Source organism: Rhizobium sp. NXC24, assembly GCF_002944315.1.
Lineage (GTDB): Bacteria > Pseudomonadota > Alphaproteobacteria > Rhizobiales > Rhizobiaceae > Rhizobium.
On record NZ_CP024313.1, the window covers coordinates 79,528 to 97,348 of the forward strand.

Annotated in this window: 18 protein-coding genes; 12 read left to right on the forward strand and 6 right to left on the reverse strand. The window is 56.4% G+C overall.

What is annotated here, in order from left to right; genetic code table 11:
- Nucleotides 1-122 precede the first annotated feature (122 nt).
- Nucleotides 123-581, forward strand: a complete 459-nt coding sequence (locus tag NXC24_RS22110) for a phasin (RefSeq protein ID WP_104825602.1) — start codon at nucleotides 123-125, stop codon at nucleotides 579-581.
- Nucleotides 582-1,158: 577 nt separating this feature from the next.
- A complete protein-coding gene (locus NXC24_RS22115) occupies nucleotides 1,159-1,464 on the forward strand; it encodes a DUF982 domain-containing protein (RefSeq protein WP_104825603.1) in 306 nt (101 codons plus the stop codon).
- Nucleotides 1,465-2,052: 588 nt separating this feature from the next.
- Here NXC24_RS22115 and NXC24_RS22120 read toward each other — a convergent pair.
- On the reverse strand, nucleotides 2,053-3,309 hold the full coding sequence (locus NXC24_RS22120; protein WP_104825604.1) for an ROK family transcriptional regulator: 1,257 nt from the start codon (nucleotides 3,307-3,309) through the stop codon (nucleotides 2,053-2,055).
- A 265-nt stretch (nucleotides 3,310-3,574) separates the two neighbouring features.
- Between NXC24_RS22120 and NXC24_RS22125 the strand changes: the two genes are divergently transcribed.
- From NXC24_RS22125 to NXC24_RS22150, 6 genes are all read left to right on the forward strand, one after another.
- Nucleotides 3,575-5,041, forward strand: a complete 1,467-nt coding sequence (locus NXC24_RS22125) for an extracellular solute-binding protein (protein ID WP_104825605.1) — start codon at nucleotides 3,575-3,577, stop codon at nucleotides 5,039-5,041.
- A 76-nt stretch (nucleotides 5,042-5,117) separates the two neighbouring features.
- A complete protein-coding gene (locus NXC24_RS22130; protein WP_104825606.1) occupies nucleotides 5,118-6,047 on the forward strand; it encodes a sugar ABC transporter permease in 930 nt (309 codons plus the stop codon).
- A gap of 1 nt (nucleotide 6,048) precedes the next feature.
- Complete coding sequence (locus NXC24_RS22135) at nucleotides 6,049-6,879, forward strand: carbohydrate ABC transporter permease (RefSeq protein ID WP_104825607.1); 831 nt, start codon at nucleotides 6,049-6,051, stop codon at nucleotides 6,877-6,879.
- Nucleotides 6,880-6,911: 32 nt separating this feature from the next.
- Entirely contained in the window at nucleotides 6,912-7,937 is a 1,026-nt protein-coding gene (locus NXC24_RS22140; protein ID WP_104825608.1) for a Gfo/Idh/MocA family oxidoreductase, read from the forward strand.
- A 75-nt stretch (nucleotides 7,938-8,012) separates the two neighbouring features.
- Entirely contained in the window at nucleotides 8,013-9,185 is a 1,173-nt protein-coding gene (gene ugpC, locus NXC24_RS22145; RefSeq protein WP_104825609.1) for a sn-glycerol-3-phosphate ABC transporter ATP-binding protein UgpC, read from the forward strand.
- Nucleotides 9,186-9,355: 170 nt separating this feature from the next.
- Complete coding sequence (locus NXC24_RS22150; protein ID WP_104825610.1) at nucleotides 9,356-9,550, forward strand: helix-turn-helix transcriptional regulator; 195 nt, start codon at nucleotides 9,356-9,358, stop codon at nucleotides 9,548-9,550.
- A gap of 62 nt (nucleotides 9,551-9,612) precedes the next feature.
- On the opposite strand, the gene NXC24_RS22155 is transcribed toward NXC24_RS22150, so the two are convergent.
- The 4 genes from NXC24_RS22155 to NXC24_RS22170 all read right to left on the reverse strand — a co-directional run bounded on the left by NXC24_RS22155 (nucleotide 9,613) and on the right by NXC24_RS22170 (nucleotide 13,323).
- Nucleotides 9,613-10,329 (reverse strand): GntR family transcriptional regulator, encoded by a 717-nt coding sequence (locus tag NXC24_RS22155; RefSeq protein ID WP_104825611.1) that lies wholly within the window; start codon nucleotides 10,327-10,329, stop codon nucleotides 9,613-9,615.
- Nucleotides 10,330-10,602: 273 nt separating this feature from the next.
- A complete protein-coding gene (locus tag NXC24_RS22160; protein WP_245464052.1) occupies nucleotides 10,603-11,298 on the reverse strand; it encodes a GNAT family N-acetyltransferase in 696 nt (231 codons plus the stop codon).
- A gap of 10 nt (nucleotides 11,299-11,308) precedes the next feature.
- Nucleotides 11,309-11,977 carry an HAD family hydrolase gene (locus NXC24_RS22165; RefSeq protein ID WP_104825612.1) on the reverse strand — a complete coding sequence of 223 codons (669 nt, stop codon included), beginning with the start codon at nucleotides 11,975-11,977 and terminating at the stop codon, nucleotides 11,309-11,311.
- Between the two features lie 59 nt (nucleotides 11,978-12,036).
- The gene (locus NXC24_RS22170) at nucleotides 12,037-13,323 is read right to left on the reverse strand and encodes a DegT/DnrJ/EryC1/StrS family aminotransferase (RefSeq protein ID WP_104825613.1); all 1,287 of its coding nucleotides are present in this window, start codon (nucleotides 13,321-13,323) and stop codon (nucleotides 12,037-12,039) included.
- 320 nt (nucleotides 13,324-13,643) lie between these two features.
- Between NXC24_RS22170 and NXC24_RS22175 the strand changes: the two genes are divergently transcribed.
- Nucleotides 13,644-14,981 (forward strand): ROK family protein, encoded by a 1,338-nt coding sequence (locus tag NXC24_RS22175; protein WP_245464053.1) that lies wholly within the window; start codon nucleotides 13,644-13,646, stop codon nucleotides 14,979-14,981.
- Between the two features lie 236 nt (nucleotides 14,982-15,217).
- On the opposite strand, the gene NXC24_RS22180 is transcribed toward NXC24_RS22175, so the two are convergent.
- On the reverse strand, nucleotides 15,218-15,514 hold the full coding sequence (locus NXC24_RS22180; protein ID WP_104825614.1) for a hypothetical protein: 297 nt from the start codon (nucleotides 15,512-15,514) through the stop codon (nucleotides 15,218-15,220).
- Nucleotides 15,515-15,897: 383 nt separating this feature from the next.
- Between NXC24_RS22180 and NXC24_RS22185 the strand changes: the two genes are divergently transcribed.
- The 3 genes from NXC24_RS22185 (at nucleotide 15,898) to NXC24_RS22195 (ending at nucleotide 17,680) form a co-directional block, all read left to right on the forward strand.
- A complete protein-coding gene (locus tag NXC24_RS22185) occupies nucleotides 15,898-16,335 on the forward strand; it encodes a SyrB-like regulator (protein WP_104825615.1) in 438 nt (145 codons plus the stop codon).
- Between the two features lie 142 nt (nucleotides 16,336-16,477).
- Nucleotides 16,478-17,065, forward strand: a complete 588-nt coding sequence (locus tag NXC24_RS22190) for a hypothetical protein (protein WP_104825616.1) — start codon at nucleotides 16,478-16,480, stop codon at nucleotides 17,063-17,065.
- Nucleotides 17,066-17,101: 36 nt separating this feature from the next.
- Nucleotides 17,102-17,680, forward strand: a complete 579-nt coding sequence (locus NXC24_RS22195; RefSeq protein WP_104825617.1) for a hypothetical protein — start codon at nucleotides 17,102-17,104, stop codon at nucleotides 17,678-17,680.
- The last annotated feature ends 141 nt before the right edge of the window (nucleotides 17,681-17,821 follow it).

Below are 17,821 nucleotides of genomic sequence, written 5' to 3' on the forward strand. Positions count from 1 at the left end.
CGTCAAACTGAGTTCCGCATTCGTGCATGTACAAACTGCTAGGCGATACTCTCAGGTTAAATTGTTTCAACAATATCGCCGTGCCTAGCGACATTAACAAACAAGGTGAGAAGGAAAGCGCTATGACCACCAAGGCTTCAGAAAGGTCCTTTGAAACAATCGAAAATTCAGCATCATCGCCTCTGAAGGTGGCCGATCAAATCGGGGCATCCGTAGAAAAGGGGAACAAGCAGTTGACTGAAGCTTTCTTTAAATTCGCGTCGAGCGCTGAAGAGGCACAAAAAATCCTCACTCCGATCTTCGAAACCGCAACGCTGGCAGGCTACGAATTGTCGCTTAAGTCTGTCGCTGCATTGCATGCTAATGCGGTGGCCGGTTTCTCGTATTTGCAAGCGTTGCTCGGCGCGAATTCGCCGTCACAAGTGTTCGAACTCCAATCGGCATTCCTGCACAAGCGCGTAGACACCAGCATCGAGGATGCCAAGGAATTTCGGGCGTTGGCGAGCAAGGCGGTTGCTGAGATCGCCAAGCCGATCAACAATGCATTTGAGAAATTTTTGGCGGACCTCAAGGCAGTATAAGGCTGGCCACTCCAACAACGTCCTATGACTGTCGTACACTCCGCCCTTAATTAGGAGGAAGACGAGCACTATCCTACGATCTATTAGGCCACTAAAGACTTGTTGACGAAGGAGCCGTGGGAGGTGATTGCGCTTCATTGCCCAGCCAAGGAAACTGACCGGTCGCAGCCTCGGCAATAACCGCTTTTTTGAAGCGGTCTGTTCGGGAGGCGCGCGGCTGGCAAGGGCTTACTTGGTCAAAAACTTGTGCCATCCTCATCATCGCAGCGATGGCGACTCTCCCGTTCTACGATCGTCAGCAGGTGCGATCTTCACAAGAGAGCGGCTTGATTGGCCGCACCACGCACGATCAGAGACACGCACGATCAGAGAAAAGGCTTTGCGATTATTGGTGGCGGCGGTGGCAAGACTTCATGATATCGCATCGTAACAGGCGACGTTTGCCACCCGCGCTGGCTTGAGCGGTCGCCCCTTCTGGCTCGATCAAGGCGACTTCGCGTCGTCGCGACTCTTGAACGCTCGAAAGTTATTCCAATATTTGTTGAATGACCACAGGTGACATTGGAAGGAAAATAGGATGCCGATGACCGATGTTTCCTGGACTCGTTTGGTCACTATCCGACTTCAGTGTGGTCTTGAGCGGACGTTTGCGGGCGTATACGACGCTTTGGATTTTCTCGAAAACGAGTGGCCATTGCGTTATGGCGAACGCCATCAGCGTGCCATCAAGACCTGTCGCGGTGCCCTCAATGGCGGCGTAGCCGCCATCGTTGCACGAGAGGCATTCATGGCCGCTTGCCTCGAAGCCGGCATGGCGGCTCCTTTGAAAGCCGAACCGAACGCTCACCCGGGGCGAACCGCTCGGCGGGCTCTCGTCCAATGATTTGGATGCTCCGCTTGGCTAAGGCTGGACTTGCGCTTTCAAGTCCAATCCAGATCGCGGCCATTTAATCGATGGCTGGTTCCTTGTCTGTCTGGTCGACCTTGGCGACGGTTGATCCTGAAACGAGCAAGGTGTGAATGAGTTCGCTTGCCGGGCAGCTTCGCGTAGCGCAGACGCATCTCCTTCATGTCGATCTCAATTTCGATACATTATCCAAGAGCACGGCAAATTCGGAGTCGTCGTCTATCGGCGTTCATGCGCGCGCGCAATTGACGTTCTGCTATCTATAGATGGCCGCCCCTGCATGTTGCCGTCCCCCAAATCGAACTAAGAGCGGCGGGGATAGCAATCCGATCAAGCAGGCCGCTACTTGAAGCAATACCAGACCATAATTGGCCCTTACGCCCGTATCGATAGTCTTACGAAACTTTCATTGGGTATCTAAGATTGTGCTGGAGAAAGACATGCTCGCAGACAAAGCGCGAGCGGCCCGTCCGGCGAGATCGATACTTTGTGACCTCCCGACAATTAAAACCACAATGGCTCAGCCGCGTCGCTGGCCGTTTCGCCGTCGGGATCGTATGCTGCCTAGATGACCAGCTTCAGGTGGCTGGACAAGACCAAGCCAGCGGCGCCTCGCAATGCGGTATGGCCTTCTCCGATGCCATTCAGCGTGATCGAAATCTCCTGGTTCGGTCGCTTCTTGACCAACCGTTCGACATGTTGCCTGACGCGTTCGCCGGCGTCTGCGCCGCCGCCTGCAATGTCCCCATGCAGGACATAGGAGTTGAGCGACAGGGTCTGCTGCAGGTTGAGAATCCCGAACGCGACGTTTCGGGTATAGCGGTCCAGCAGGCCGTTCGCAGCTTCGGAGCCTTCTGCTGCCTCTTTGATGAGGCGAGCACAGGTGACGCTTTCAGGGTTTGCGAAGCCAAGTCGGGCCGCTTCACGCCGCAGCCAGGGTAGGGCGGCGACTGTTTCCCAGCATCCGTGCTTACCGCAATTGCAGAGTTCCCCATCGATCTGCACCACGGTATGGCCCAGTTCGCCGCCGGAGCCGGCAAGGCCCCGGTAGACCCGTCCGTCGATGTAGAAAGCGCCGCCCAATACCTCACCGGTATAGATCGCCGCGAAGTTTTGCTGGCCTCGTCCCGGCCCGAACCACCGGTCGCCAACGAGAAGCGCGCGCGGATGATGGTCGATGACAACAGGCAATGAGAAATGGGTCTGCAGGATATCGACCAAGTGGAGGCCCGTCAGAACGGGCGCAAGATTGACTGTGAGGATCACCCCGTTATCGCTGTCGATCATGCCGCCCGAGGCGATGCCGATCCCGAAAGGTGCCTGGTGGGCTTGGGAAAGCGTCGCGGACAAGGCGTCCTTGATGATCGCCAGGAACGCATCCCTGTCGCCACGCGGATCGAATTGCGCCTTGGTGAGAGCTTTGATATCGCCGCTGAGCGTCACGAGGCATGTCTGGATGTTGCCGGGCAAGAGAAGCACGGCGCCGAGCATTGGTGCTTCAGGATTGAAATAAATCGGACGCGCTGGCTTGCCGCCCTTGAAGTCTGATGGCACTGCGTCGCCTTCGACGAGCAGGCCCTCCTCGATCATCGGCTGGACGATGCCTGTGATCGTCGTGCGATTGACGCCCGCCAGACGGGCAAGTTCCGCGCGACTTTTGGGACCGTTGTCGTACAACGCCTGCAGCACCCGACCGCGGTTGATCTCGCCGAGGGTCGACTGTGAAACGAGCTTTACATTGCCACTTTCCCCAGCAAGCGTGTCCTTGTTGGAAGGACCGCGCTGCCCCAGCGAATAGGATGGCTGATTCTCGAACTTCACCTTGCATCTCCGATTTGCCAGTCCCGTCTTTCTAGCTTGTGAGCGCTTGCTCGACCAGACGGCGCTTAAAGGCTTGCCGCCAACCACATGGGTCAGCTGCTAGTCACGGGTACTTCCGATCGCATCATGTTGACAGTATCGTAAGTTTGTGCGAAGTACAAACAAACTGCTGAAAACGGCAGATGAGGGGTACAATCGAAATCGAGCTCGGTGCCGAGAAGGCTTCCCGGATCGGTTGGATTTAAGAACAACTGAGGAGGCACAGATGACATTCGATATTGTTAATATGTCGCGCCGGAACATGCTGAAGTCAGCATCTGTCGCAGCTCTCTTGGCATCAAGCGCGGGTGCGCTTGTCGCGCCACGGCGCGCGTCTGCCCAAGACGCGAAGACCGTACGCGTTCTGTCGGTCGAAGATCCATTCTTCTTTTCGATGAAAGCGATGATCCCGGAGTTCGAAAAGGAAACCGGCATCAAGGTGGAGCTCGAAAGCCTTTCCTATGACGCGCTGCAGACCCGCCTTGTCTCGGCGTTCGTCGCCAAGACGTCGGACGCGGACGTCATCGCCGTCGACCAGATGTGGCTCGGGCAGTATCTCGACAACGGCTGGATCATTTCCCTCAACGACTACATCGCAAAGGACAGCGACATCAATCTTGCCGACTTCATCCCCGAGGTCCTCTATTCGTCGAACATGTGGCGGGGACAGATCGCCACCCTGCCGGTCGCGGCCTATGCGCAAGGCGTGATGTACCGCAAGGACATCTTCGACAGTTTCGGCATCGCCGCGCCGCCGACCAAGGCCTCTGAAGACTGGACATGGACGAAGTACATCGAGACGCTGAAGTCGCTTGAAGGGAAGTTCTTCGGGGGCAAGCCGCTCTTCCCGACGGTGATCTGCGGGTCGCAACCCTCCCCGATCACCCATATGTTCACCCAGCTGTCGGCCAGCCACGGCGCGAATTGGTTCAAATCCTTCCCCGGCGCGCCCTGGGACTTCTCGCCGCAGATCACCGGTCCCGCCTGGGCGAAATCGGTCGACGTCTACCGGCAGCTTTACAAGCTCTCGCCGCCCGAAGCGATCAATTATGTCTGGTTCGATGCCGGCACCCGCTTCGCCAAGGGCGATATCGGCATGTTCTACTGGTGGACGCCGTACTTCTACCTGGTCAAAAATTCCGGCTATATGACCGGCAAGAAGTCCGATGTCATGGACAAATACGCGACCGCGGCACTGCCGAAGGCCAAGGGCGTAGCCCAGACAATCAGCCTCGGCGGCTGGAGCCTTGGCGTGCCGTCCAGTTCCGACCGGCAGGACAACGGTTATGCCTTCATCAAATGGGCGACCTCGAAGGCGACCCAGAAGAAGATGGCGCAGTGGCCGGATCTAAATTTCCAGTTCTCGGATTTTGCCCGCAAGTCGCTCTATGAAGACGCCGACGTCAAGGCGATCTATCCCTATCTCGATGTCCAATATGACATGATGAAGCAGGGCAACGGCAAGATCACGCGTCCGCCTGTTCCCGGTTACACCGCCGTCGAAAGCGTGCTCGGCCTGACGCTCAACCAGCTCCTGACCGGCAGCGAAGATCCGAAGACGGCGCTCGAGCGCACCAACAGCCTGTTCGAAAGCATCCTCAAGGGCAATCTGATGATCCCCTACCAGAAGGAAAGCTACGCCGACACGCTCGACGGCGCCAAGGCTCTGATCGGCAAGCTCGGCAAGGCGTAATAGAATTCTCCTCGGGGCCGGCGCGTGCAGACGTTCGCGCCGGCTGAAACGAGTGAAGAAGAACTGGACTTCGACAATGCACGCTATCACCCTTCGCTCGCCGCAGGCGCTTGCGCCCGTCCGGCGCGGCTTCTTACGGCAAAACCTGCCCTACTTCCTGATCGCACCTTCAGTGATCATGCTCTTGGCGCTGATCGCCTATCCGTTGCTCTTTGCCCTGAAGTCGAGCTTCTATTTCTGGAACCTGCAGGTCGGTCCGCAGCCCTTGGCCTTCGTCGGCTTTGACAATTACGTCCAGGCGCTCAACGCCTTCGATTTCCGCGCGGCCCTGACCAACACGCTGATCCTGTCGATCCTAGGCGCGGCGATTGAGTTCTCGCTCGGTCTGGCGATCGCGCTTGTCCTCCTCAAATCGCTGCCCGGCATGAATGTCGTACGCGCGCTCCTGATTCTGCCAACCACGATCGCGCCGATCGTCGTTGGCTTCCTCTTCCGCTACCTCTACGACCCGGGCGGCGGCCTTGTAACCTGGGTTCTGCGGTCGCTCTCGCTGCCGCTGCCGGCAGAGGGCATTCTCGGCTCGCCATCGACGGCGCTTGCCGCCATCCTCTTCGTCGATATCTGGCAGTGGACACCCTTTTTCGCGATTGTCCTCTATGCGAGTCTGCTTGCCGTTCCCGACGAGATCATCGAGGCCGCCAGGCTCGATCGCGCATCGGCCTGGACGATCCTGATGCGCATCAAGCTGCCGCTCATTCGGCGCACCGCCATCATTATCGTGATGCTGCGCTTCATGCAGATCTTCAACACCTTCGACACCGTGCTGGTGCTGACCCGTGGGGGGCCGGGGACCTCCACCCGCACGCTCGGCTATTCGCTCTACGAGCAAGGCCTCGTCAATTTCAATGTCGGGCTCGTCAGCGCTCAGACCTGGATCGCTGTGCTGATCGTCAACATCATCGTCGCCCTCTACGTCTTCTTCGCCTTCCGGAATGAGGAGTGGTGATATGAACAGCCGCACGACTTTCTACACGGCGCTCACCTATGCCGCGGGCCTGTTGTTCCTGGCCGTCTTCATCGGTCCGATCCTCTGGTTCCTGGCGCTTGCCATCCGTCCGGCCGAAACCGCGTTTGCGATGCCGCCGCAGCTCACCTTCGAGCCCACGTTCGATGCCTTCCGGCATATCCTCGTCGATCCCGGCACCAATGCACCGCAACTTGTGAACTCGCTGATCGTCGCGATCGGCGCGGTGCTACTCAATCTGCCGTTCTCGGTGCCGGCCGCTTACGCGCTCTCCCGCTTCAAGATGCGCGGCAAGAAGAACATCATGCTGTGGTATCTCGGGCTGCTGATGGCGCCGCCGATCGCCTTCCTGATCCCGTATTTCGTGCTGATCACGCGGGTCGGCCTGCAAGGCTCCTACCTTTCGATGGTGCTGGTGTTGCAGACGCTGACGATCCCGTTCTCGGTCTGGCTGATGAAGAGCTTTATCGACGAGGTGCCGGCGGAGCTGGAAGAGGCTGCCCGTGTCGACGGCGCCCGCTGGGACACGATCATGTGGCGCATCACGCTGCCGATCGTCCGCCCCGGCATCATCGTCACCTCGATGTTCGCCTTCGTCTTCGCCTGGAACAACGCGGCCTTCCCGCTGGTGCTGAGTTCGCGCTCGACCGCCACTCTTCCGATCGGGACGCTCGGATATTTCGCAACCAGCGGCGTCACCTGGAACTACATCGCCGCGGCCGCCGTGCTCGCGATGATCCCGCCGATGATCATCTTCTTGGTCTTCGACCGCTACGTCGTCCGGGGTCTGACCTTCGGGTCGGTCAAAGGCTGAGCTTTTCTAAAGTCTGAATGGAGTAAAAAATAATGAGCAAACTTCGTATTGGCGTTATCGGCGCCGGCCTCTGGGGCAATAATCACGCCCGTACCTTCAACGTCCTGCCGGAGACCGAACTTGTCGGCGTCTGCGATCTGGACGAGGGCAGGGCGCTCAAGATGAAGGAAAGCTTCGGCGCGGCGGAAGCGTTCACCGACTATAATAAGCTGATCGCCAGCGACCGCATCGACGCCGTGTCGGTGGCCACCCCCGACTTCACGCATACACCGATCATCCTCGCGGCGCTCAAAGCCGACAAACACGTCTTGAGCGAAAAGCCGCTGGCGACGACCGTCAAGGAAGCAGAAGAGATCGCCGAGGCTGCCGCAAAGTCGAAGGGCAAGCTGATGATCGACTTCCACAATCGGGTGAACCCGATCCTGGCGCAGATCCGCGATATGATCCAGGACGGCCAGATCGGGCTTGCCAAGCATGGCACGGCGCGGCTCTCGAACACGACCTTCGTTCCCTTCGAGATGCTGAGCTGGGCTGCGAAGTCGTCGGCGCTCTGGTTCCTGGGCAGCCATCTGGTCGACGTCCTGCGTTTCATTCTCGAAGACGAGGTGACCCGCGTCTATGCCGTTGCCCGGTCCGGCACGCTTGCCGCCGGCGGCGTCGACACCAAGGATTTCCACGCCTCGATCCTCGAATTTTCCAAGGGCACGGTGGTGACCATGGAAAACAGCTGGATCCTGTCGCGCGACAACCCGTCGCTCGTCGATTTCAAAATCGAATTTGTCGGCGAAAAGGGTCAGATCCAGGCCGATCCCACCCATAGCGGCGGCCTTCGCCGTATCGTCGATGGGGGCATGCGGTTCAACGACTACATCGGCATGACGCCGACAGGCGCCACCCGCATCGGCGGCTTCGTGCAGGAATCCATCGCCCGCTTCGTCGACAGCGTGGTGCGCGACGTGCCCCTGCTTGCCGACGCAAATGACGGACTTGCCAACACAAAGGTTCTGGCGGCGATCGAGGAGTCCGTCGCCAGCGGCAAGGCCGTTACCGTTGGCTGATGCCGTCACGAATCCCGCGAGGCATTCATCCCAATGGATAGGCTGCCTCGCCTCTTGAACTGGGAGAAGAATTATATGGCGTCCATGACCTTTGACGGGATTGGAAAAACCTACCCGGACGGAACCGTCGCCGTCGCCAATGTGAGCTTCACGGTCGCCGACGGCGAGTTCGTCGTGCTGGTCGGACCGTCGGGCTGCGGCAAGTCCACCCTTTTGAGGATGGCGGCCGGGCTCGAGTTGCTCAACAGCGGCCGGCTGCTCATGGACGATCAGGATGTCACCAACACCGAGCCGCAGGACCGCGACATCGCCATGGTGTTCCAGAACTATGCGCTCTACCCGCACATGACGGTCTACGAGAACATGGCCTTCGGACTGCAGCAGCGCAAAATGCCGAAGGACAAGATCGAGAAGCTTGTGCGCGATGCAGCCGAGATGCTCGATCTGACCAAATACCTGCATCGCAAGCCGGGTGCGCTCTCCGGCGGTCAGCGCCAGCGCGTCGCGATGGGCCGGGCGATCGTCCGCCACCCGATGGCCTTCCTGATGGACGAGCCGCTTTCCAATCTCGATGCCAAGCTGCGTGTCCAGATGCGTGCCGAGCTCAAGCTCCCGAACCAGCGCCTTGGCGTTACCACGCTCTACGTCACCCACGACCAGGTCGAGGCGATGACGATGGGGGATCGTGTTGCCGTGCTGAAGCCGGTGGCCAATGCCGGGGAAAGCAACCTGCAGCAGATCGACACGCCGCAGCGGCTTTACGATCGGCCGGCCAATCTCTTCGTTGCCGGCTTCATCGGTTCGCCGGCGATGAATTTCCTCCGGGTTAACCTGCGGGAGGAGGGGGGAAGCTTGCACGGCATCATCTCAGGAACCGATATCACCTTTCCAGTTTTCGCGCGGCTTGCGCTTTCTAACTATGTCGGACGCCAGGTCATTGTCGGACTGCGGCCCGAGATATTTATGGTGTGTCCCGAATCCGAGACGCTATTCAATGAGCCAATTGCCGTTGTCGAGGCGCTCGGCGCCGATACCTTCGTCTTCTTCGATATTGCCTCGCTGCCCGTCAAGGTGAGCGAGGCAGAGGCAGCAGATTCGGAAGCTTTAAGGAAAAGAGGCAAGAGCCGTCTGGTGGCGCGCATCCCGCCGGCGTCAACGCCTTTAACTAACCAGCGGCTTCCGCTGACAGTCGACTTGGAAAAGCTGCATTGGTTCGATCCGCTAACAGGAGCCGCAATTCGCGACTGATGCGTATGAGAACCAATTGCAATTCTTGCCTCCCAGGGCGCTGGGGTTGCCGTGCGGACCTGTCCAACGGCGGCCCCCTTTTTTTAAGAGGAGCGCAGCTTGACATCTGGTGAGCCGTTCGAGCTGAGACAGGATTCGTTGACGCGGACCAGTCAATCTGCCGAGTGTTCATGACGATCTGGAAGCTCTCGCCCATTGAACGTTCGTGTCTTCGCTGGATATCGCTCGGTTGGAGCGTGTCCGAGATTGCACTACTAGAGGGTAAGAGCGAAGCTGAAATCCGATCACACCTAAACCGGGCGCTCGTCTGTCTCGGCGCGACTTCATTACAGGAAGCGCTCGCGAAGGTGGATTGTCCCTCCTGAGCGGCTAAGCAACTGCGCTTGGCCATAGGCTGAGCTACTCGACAGTGATCACGCTGGCGTATTCACAAACTTCTCACCAGCCGAGGAAAACTTGTCGAGCGCTGCCTGTTTACCTCTTGTACGACGCGTGGGAGCGCGCTCTGTTCGAGATCAAGGTGACTCATCAATGCTGATTCCAACGTGCCCGTCGCCTTGCTTAATAACGGCATCGCGTCGATCAGCCTCGCAAGGCTTTGTTCGTAGGAAGGGCCAAGGTCCGAGTTAATTATTTCCATCCGGACAGGATGTGAGCAAAAACAGAATTTGTCGACAATTCGGCAGATTTCGCAGTTTGCCGACAGCTGGGCAATTTGGGCAAAGACGGTTTCCGCATGTATCGCGAGCTGGTCGCGGGGCGGGTTGTCACGTTCGCCGTCAGTTTTCCGCACCTGCGGCCGCATACGCCAGAGCGCGTAGGTGAGGGTTTGACGTGCGATACCATACAAGTCCAACAATGCTCCCTCCACGAGCGGCCTGGTGAAATAGCCTTTCTGAGGGATCGAAAGGATCTTGCCCTCCGCGGCAAGTCGGATCAGTGCTTCGCGTATCGGTGTCCGACCAAGGTCCAGTTCGCAGGCAAGCTCCTGATCACTAAGATGTTGCACCGGCACGCGCGCATAGCTGTAAAGCAATTGCAGAACCGCATTGTAGGCAGCGTCAGCCTTTGCGGGGACCTGTTCACCAGCGGAAGTTGGAACGGCTATTCCACGACATTGGAGAGCATTCTCGCAAAGCCACATTTTTCAGTTTCCTCTGTCGATGCAATTTGAAGACCGCATGGCGCTTGGCATTCAAACGCCGCAACGCTTTGGGCTACTTAAGGATTCGTGGGGACGTGATTTTTGAAGTCCACTATAGACGACGGTCTGGCTGAGGTCACGCCTGCCATGATCTAATGGTCCGAAGCACGATTCATGGCACTCTCCGATATGTTCACACGGACAGATCAGTTGAGTCCCGCAGGAGGTTTGAGTACCCGCAGACCAACATAGGCGCACCTTGGCTCGTCTAACCTAGGCCATACGTGCGCGCAGCAAAATCTTTGTCATTAAAGTCGCATCACCATAAGGTGTCTGCACGTGGTCCATTTCCGACCAGCCGTTCTTCGTGTAGAGGAGCTTTGCGCTCTCCGTGGTAAGATAAAGCCTTTCGTAGCCGAGACGCAAAGCTTCGTGTTCCAGCCTCTTGACCAGCAATGAAGCTGTACCCTTATTGCGGTGGAATGGATGGACGTACAGCGACTTCAGCCAGGGCGAAAGATCAGGCCTTCCTTTAAAATCACAATTGGAAAGGCTGATCATCCCTGTGGGTCTTCTGTCTTCGCTAGCAACCAAAGTCAGCGGCAGAGAACGTCTTGAGGACGCTTGGAACTCACGTTGTGTCAGCTCGAATGAGCCGTTGGCCTGACAACCCCATTGCCCGAAGGACCAGCTTGCACAAACCGGAACCAGATCGCGACAATTCTCCAGATACTCAATCACTATCGGAGCTTGAACGTGTGTTTGCTTCTCAGCCATCGTCTTTTCCTTTTTGCCGGGTGTCGGGTGCTTTAGATTGAAGCTCTTCTTAAAGAGCCTTGCAGCGGGACAAGTCTGAGGCTGATTAGTAGCCGCAACACAAAAGGGGTCCTCAGCTGCGAAACCCTCCAGCGCGAAAGCATTTTGCGCCTTTGGTTCGCCAGCTACGGCTTGAGCCTGCAGGCGGACCATCGCCCAAGCATCAACTTGACAGAATTTCTGGTAACGCCGTCATCTGGCTGAATGTTCTTATGGCGCCTGCTTCCAGCAATTTTTCTGCATGTCCGAAAGGACAATGAGAACCACCGACGAAACCAATTACCCGCATTTTAGCCGCCACCGCCGCCTGGACCCCGGCAACGCTATCTTCGATGACCAAGCAATTGTCCGGCGACGCGTTCATTCTCTCAGACGCGAAAAGAAAAAGATCGGGGGCGGGCTTGCCACGTGAGACCTGGGAAGCACTGAATACATTTGGCGAAAAATAATCATAGAGGTCTGTTAGCTTGAGCGCAAAATGTAGCTCCTTCAGATTGCTGCTCGATGCCACGCAACGCGCCACATTAATGGCGTCCAGAACTTGATTGACGCCTGAGATGGCTTTGAGATCGCTGGCATACCGTCTGCCGATTTCTGCCGTAACATATTCATGATGCCCCTCAGGCAAGCGCAAGCCAGACTCAGCTTCGATGATTGAATAGGTTTGCCGATCAGTCATGCCCGTGAAGCGACGATTGTAAGTCTCGGCAGCTATCTTATATCCGTGCGCTGCCAACACTTCGATATGAACCGCTGTCGCAATGATTTCGCTGTCGATTAGGACTCCATCACAGTCGAAAATCAGAAGTTTTGGTGTTTTGTACGAGGTCATGGATCACTCCATTGTCGTTGGAAAACGACGTTGCAAGAGAGCAGGCGTTGAGGTGCTGTTTAGATGGTTGTCGTGATATTGGAAATTTTTGGGCCAAACTTGGAAAGTGCCGTCCAGACCCGATGAAACGCTTCTGCGTAAAGTTCCATTACCCCGGCTTCATTGGGTGGCGCGATCTCCGATACGCAAAACATCGTATCCAAGAGCTTTACCGTATTAGGAAAATCGGCGGCTTTCCAATCCTTGGCAATATTCGGCAGATATTCGAACACCGGCTTCCTGAGCCAGATCAAAACGGGCACGCCCTCCGCCTGCAGCAGTTTGACGATGGCATCCCTTGCAGTCGGACCCGGACCAAAACCGAGAGCTTCCGGTTCGACGCGAAGTGGGAAGCTGAGCATGGACTGATTGCAGTCAGATGGGTCGAAGAGTGGAAATATACCGGAGAGATCTCGGATCATCTCCCATAGAATTTTCCCATTATTCCTTCGAATCTGAAGTTGTGTCTCGAGGTTACCCAGTCGCATTTTTGCTATGGACGAGGAGAAGACGTTCGGACGGTAGTTATATCCTGCTGATGACGGCGAAAAAGTCCGATCTCCGTTTCGAGATGAACTCGTCAGTGAAACGCAGTCCACATGTTCAATTAGATCTTTGTCCTCCGTGATCACGAATCCGAGCTCGCCGGCTCCAAGATGCTTGGCGCCGTTGCCGGACAAAGCGAGCGCGTCTGTGTCAATGTATGCCCCATTTGCGATCGCTTTTATGGCGCCGATCGATTGGCAGACGTCATCAATCACGGCAATCCCTTGAGCGCGCGCGGCAGATCTTGCATGAGGAACACGAATGTTGTTCCCGAAGAGGTGGGTAATGAGAACCGCTCCGACGCCAGGTCCGAACCGATCGGCTGCCGCGTCTTGATCGATCCCGGCGAGGTTCATGTCGACATCAACAAAGTCTGGCTGAAGGCCACTAATCGCAATTGGCCCCACCGCGCCCGGCCAATTTAGCGCCGCAGTAACCACGTGCTCGCCTCGGCCTTTAAAATAATCAAGTTCGATATGGATTGCCGCCGTACCGCTGCCGACCGCGCGTACCTTCCACTTCCCTGTCCAAGTAGCGAGATCCTGCTCCAAATCGGCCACGACCGGGTGATTGACCCGATGATACCTTCCACTGTCTACAACTTCGCGGAGTGCATCCAAATGCTCCGTCTGTGTGGCTGGCCAAGGCGTAATCCGCCCGGCAGGAACGGTGGGCTCCCCACCAAGGAGAGCGAGGTCCCTTTCTCGCCAGTGCCCTCCGGACTCACAGAGGTCCAGATTATTGCTGGCAAATCCGTTCATTTATTCCTCCGGCGATGGTTGCGTCGATGTTTGTCGATTTTCTGGAGAGTTCTAATGTTTTAGGAGGTCAAATCAACAGTATGGCTAAAATATATTTAAAAGTATATTTTGCATTTGTGGATATTTCTGTTGTAGCGCTGGGCTTTTTTGAAATATTTGTCCGGAGATGCATTGTCTCCTCGAAGGATAATTCTTCTTTTGCGAAATGAACATTCGGACGGCGGTGGAGAAACTCAGGTGTGTGATGGTTGCTATGCCTGCTCCGGGTCCGGGAGCGTTCGGCAACGCTGGAGGCACTCAGGCGGGGTGGCGCAAGACAATTGAGTATCGATAAAAAGAGAAAGTCGGATCAGACGGAGTCCATGATAAAAAGAACGGAAAAACCATCAATTGCGAGAAACACGAACACTCACGTCGGATCTGGCAAGCGCCTCATCGGGCCGGCCGAGGGGGACCAGAGCGACAGTAAAGGATTCTGGCCAGCTCATCCTTTAATCGCGGCGCGGACGCTAGGGATTGCAAATCGAGGACGCTTGCTGCAGGCCCTCTACGATATGGGTCCGTCCAGCAGGGTCGAGCTTGCGCGCGTCACCGGTGCCAGCCGCGCAACCATCGGCGGCATCGTCCAACCACTGATCAATCAGCGTATTCTTGAAGAAGGCGACCTGGTACCCCCCGATCGCACCGGCGGAAAACCTGCTACCAAGCTCTGGTTCTCGAAAGGGGCCAAGCCGATCTGCGCAGTTCGGCTGATGCACGACCGTGTCCACACATGCCTGGTCTCTATGGGGGGCGAGATCTATGCTCAACACGACGTGGATTTGGCGAAAGATCTGACGGCTGCTGCCGATGCATTTCAGATCGTCAGTGCTTGCATTGAGAAGTCAATCGCATCTGCTCACCAACAGGTTTTAGGCATCGGCGTGGCAGTTGCCGGAGAGTTCAACCCGCAAACGGGCTCGATCGTAGCTATGGATCTTGCGCCGTATCTTCATGGCTTTCCGGCAAAAGCAGAGTTGGAAAAGCGTTTCGGAGTTCCGGCTTGTGTCGACCAAGATGCTAGAGCCTTGCTTGTTGGCGATCGTTGGTTCGGACGGGGACGTGGACAGAGAAATTTCGCGGTCGTACACATCGGTCAGTCGTTGGACGCGGCGCTCTATGTCGATGGACATCCTTATAGGGCCGCAGGAGGAAAACACTGCCAAATCGGCCATACCATCGTGCAACTCAATGGGCAAATGTGCAGATGCGGACGACGCGGATGTTGGGAAACGATCGCCACACTGGGATGGTTACGAGGCGAAGCAAAGGCCAGGGGCCTGCCGCAGGCTCGCTCGTTGGATGCGAGCCGTTTGGTGTGGCTCGCCGAAACGGGCGCTGAAGGGGCAAAAGAACTGCTTGAAGACTATGCGTCCAATATTTCCGTCGGGTTGGCGAACCTTCAACAGCTGATGGCACCCAGCTGCATCACTTTGCATGGGGACATCGTGCACGGCGGAAAATTGATGTTAGATCTTATTCGAGAGAGCGTTGGGCAATTGATGTTCAATCCCGGGGATACCGAGATCGCCCTTGCCCTCGGCGATCGGGAAGATGTGGCCGGCCTGCGCGGGGCGGCGGGTCTCGTTCTCTGCGAATTGCTGAATTTCATAATCTGAGCAGAGAACGGCCACAGTCGTTAGAGACGCCGTCCGGTCAAATTGCAATCATCCGCATTTCAATAAACTGCCATCGTTCTCGAACGTCGAATTGCAACCAAATGCAAGTGGATTATTGGGTTCCAGTACCACCTGAAGCTGTTGGCGGGTGGGAGTAGTGTACTGGATGTGCTCGATCCAGCCAGGCAACTGCACGGATCATGCAAGCCCAGCCTGGTGCGTACCGGGGGTGAGGCTCAAGAAAAAAACGAGACGAGAACGGACAACCAGATCAAGGCGACCCCCAGCAACAGCGCTCGCCTGGCGGCTACAATCTTTTCCTGGCCTTCCTCCGCGACAGGGGTCGTTACAATCCAAGGAACTGAGCCAAGCGCCGCAAAACCGATGAGCGCCAGGACCACCACGATCAGATCGGACCGATCCCAGCCGCCCGGCTCATACACTCCCCAATAGCCGAGGAACGCCATTCCCACAGCGAACATGGTGGCGGAGGCAGAGCAAAGTCCGGGAACAGAACCTGATGGTGCACGCATTTCGTATCCTCTTTGTCGGTCGAACCAAGGGCGATTTCTATGACGGTGGGCTTTGGACATGTCTGTCAAGAATTGGGTGCCAAGTGAAGCCGTGATCTATTGCAAATGAATTAGGAAATTCCGAACATTGAACGAAGCGACCGATCGCAGAAGCTGGTAGGGGGCTCCCTTTCGTGGCAGAGTGTGATCGCCAACTCGTCGTGAACAGACGGTTCGACCTTGCAAGCTCGGCATTTTTTCATTCCATCGTCCGTAAGCCGCTGCTCGCCCTTTAGCCACGAGTTTTGACAGGTGCTGTCCAAAAAGTGAGCCACAAAAGCACCAATATTGACTCTGTCTTTCACTCAGCCGAAAAGGACTCCTGCCGACAGAGGGAGATACTCATGGCTGACGAGAACAATACTGGCACAATCACTGAGATGGCAGACACGAATATACCGGCGAAAACGCCAGCGCCAAAAAAACAGCGCGCTCCGCGACGTCCGAAAGCAGCTGCCGAGGCAGCGGGTACCACGCAGGTTGCGAAACCTGCGAAGGCGCCGCGAGGTCGCAGGAAGCGTAGCGAAGAAGCCGCAAGCACAAAGTCCGAGCCTGTCGAAATGCAGGTCGCTGACATCTCCGTCAAGGAACCCATAAAGAACACTGCAGCCAAGAGGCCGGCACAGCAGTCCGTGCAAAAAGTTACGACGGCCGCTCCGGCAAGGGACGAGATGGCGGATCTTATTCAGCTGGAAGAAGAGAATAAGAGGCTCCGTAAACTCTTGGCAGAGAAATTGCGTGGGGAAAATGCCGATCTGCGCAAGCGGCTCGGGCTAGATTGAGCGCCGATCAACAGCGGGATGGTGGCGAAATCAACCTGAGCTATCCTTCTCGGCAGAAGATGCGTTCGCCGGGCTCGCCTTCCGAGCCCGGTGTCAAGCTGCGGCGCCCTTATGGATACGGACTGGTCGAGGTTGAAGCACTATGAAATTACCCTGGAAATTCCTTGCTCGATTAACTTCGCGGCGACAGTCCGCACCCGAAAGTTCGATCGGGCATGGTGTCCATACCGACGCAAGTCAAAGCGAAACACAAGATGTACCGCAGCTTGCGTTAAACCCACCAGAGCCCTCCAGTGGCTCCGAGGCCGATGAAAGTCGATCTATTGAGATCATAGGGACTGATCCAAAAGAATTCGAAGGTGAGGTCGAAATTGAAGGTGCGGCACCGGTTGAAGGTGACGAGGTTCAAGAACTGTCGCCCCCGGAGGTCGGGAAGCCGAGCGCTGAAGCTTCTGCGGTGCCGCTTGAAAGCGGTACGCGCTATAAGGCTCCAGGCATACCGCGGACGAAAAAGCCAACACATGCGAAAAGAGTTCACATTGACGTGACTGCGCAGAACGCAGCTGTTGCAAGCAATACTCAAAATGAGACATCCTCATCGTCTGAGGAATGCTTTTTCGAAGAGGTGACAAGCCTGGACGAGGAAATCACGCAACTGCGGATTCAATTAGCTCAAAAGCTGCTTTTGCAGAATGATCAGCTTAAAAAAATGCTTGAGCGATTTGACTGATCGTAAGTCTTCCTTACGATCTAAGATGGGACATATATGAAAACACAGCAGCGAAAATTCGTTGTCGAGCTCAAATCGGCCCGGCGCAGGCCAACGATCCGGCCAGCTTCTATCTGGGGGGATACCGACCTCAAGACGCTGGCCCGCGAGGCGGAGGCAGACGCACCACATCTGTTCGAGCCTAAGACCGTCTCAGATGTTCCGAAGCGAGAAAGCGAGCTATGGTCGGATCCAAAACCAGAGACTCACCTCAACGACGACGTTAAAACCCGCGATGATAAACGGATGTCGACGCCCTCTCTCGAAATGGAACCAACGCGTCCGTCTCAGCAGGACAATGGCCCGGTCTTCACCTCTGTTTCACAATCGAAAGAGGGGTCTTCCAGGCGGTCTCCAATGAACATAAGGCGTCGACGTGAAGCGAATATCGATGATAATGCGGACGCAACGACGAGCATGGTCAGCGCCCAATCAAACGGCATCCACATCGATATCTCAGACGAGGAGCTAATCGCGCTTGAAGAAGAAAACCGGCGCCTCAAGGCTTTGCTGGTGAAACATCTTCGTCAGGAAAATATGCAAATTCGACAGATGCTCGCGAGATTCAGCGATTAGCGCGAGATCTTATGAACCAATCATGTTTGCGTGGCAGCGCTTAGATCTCTTCATGGCCACAGGAGGGAGTACGTGGTTTACCGCGGAAGTCCGCATGAAAGCTGCTCACCAAGCTCGTTGCTTGCTTCACGCACGCATTCT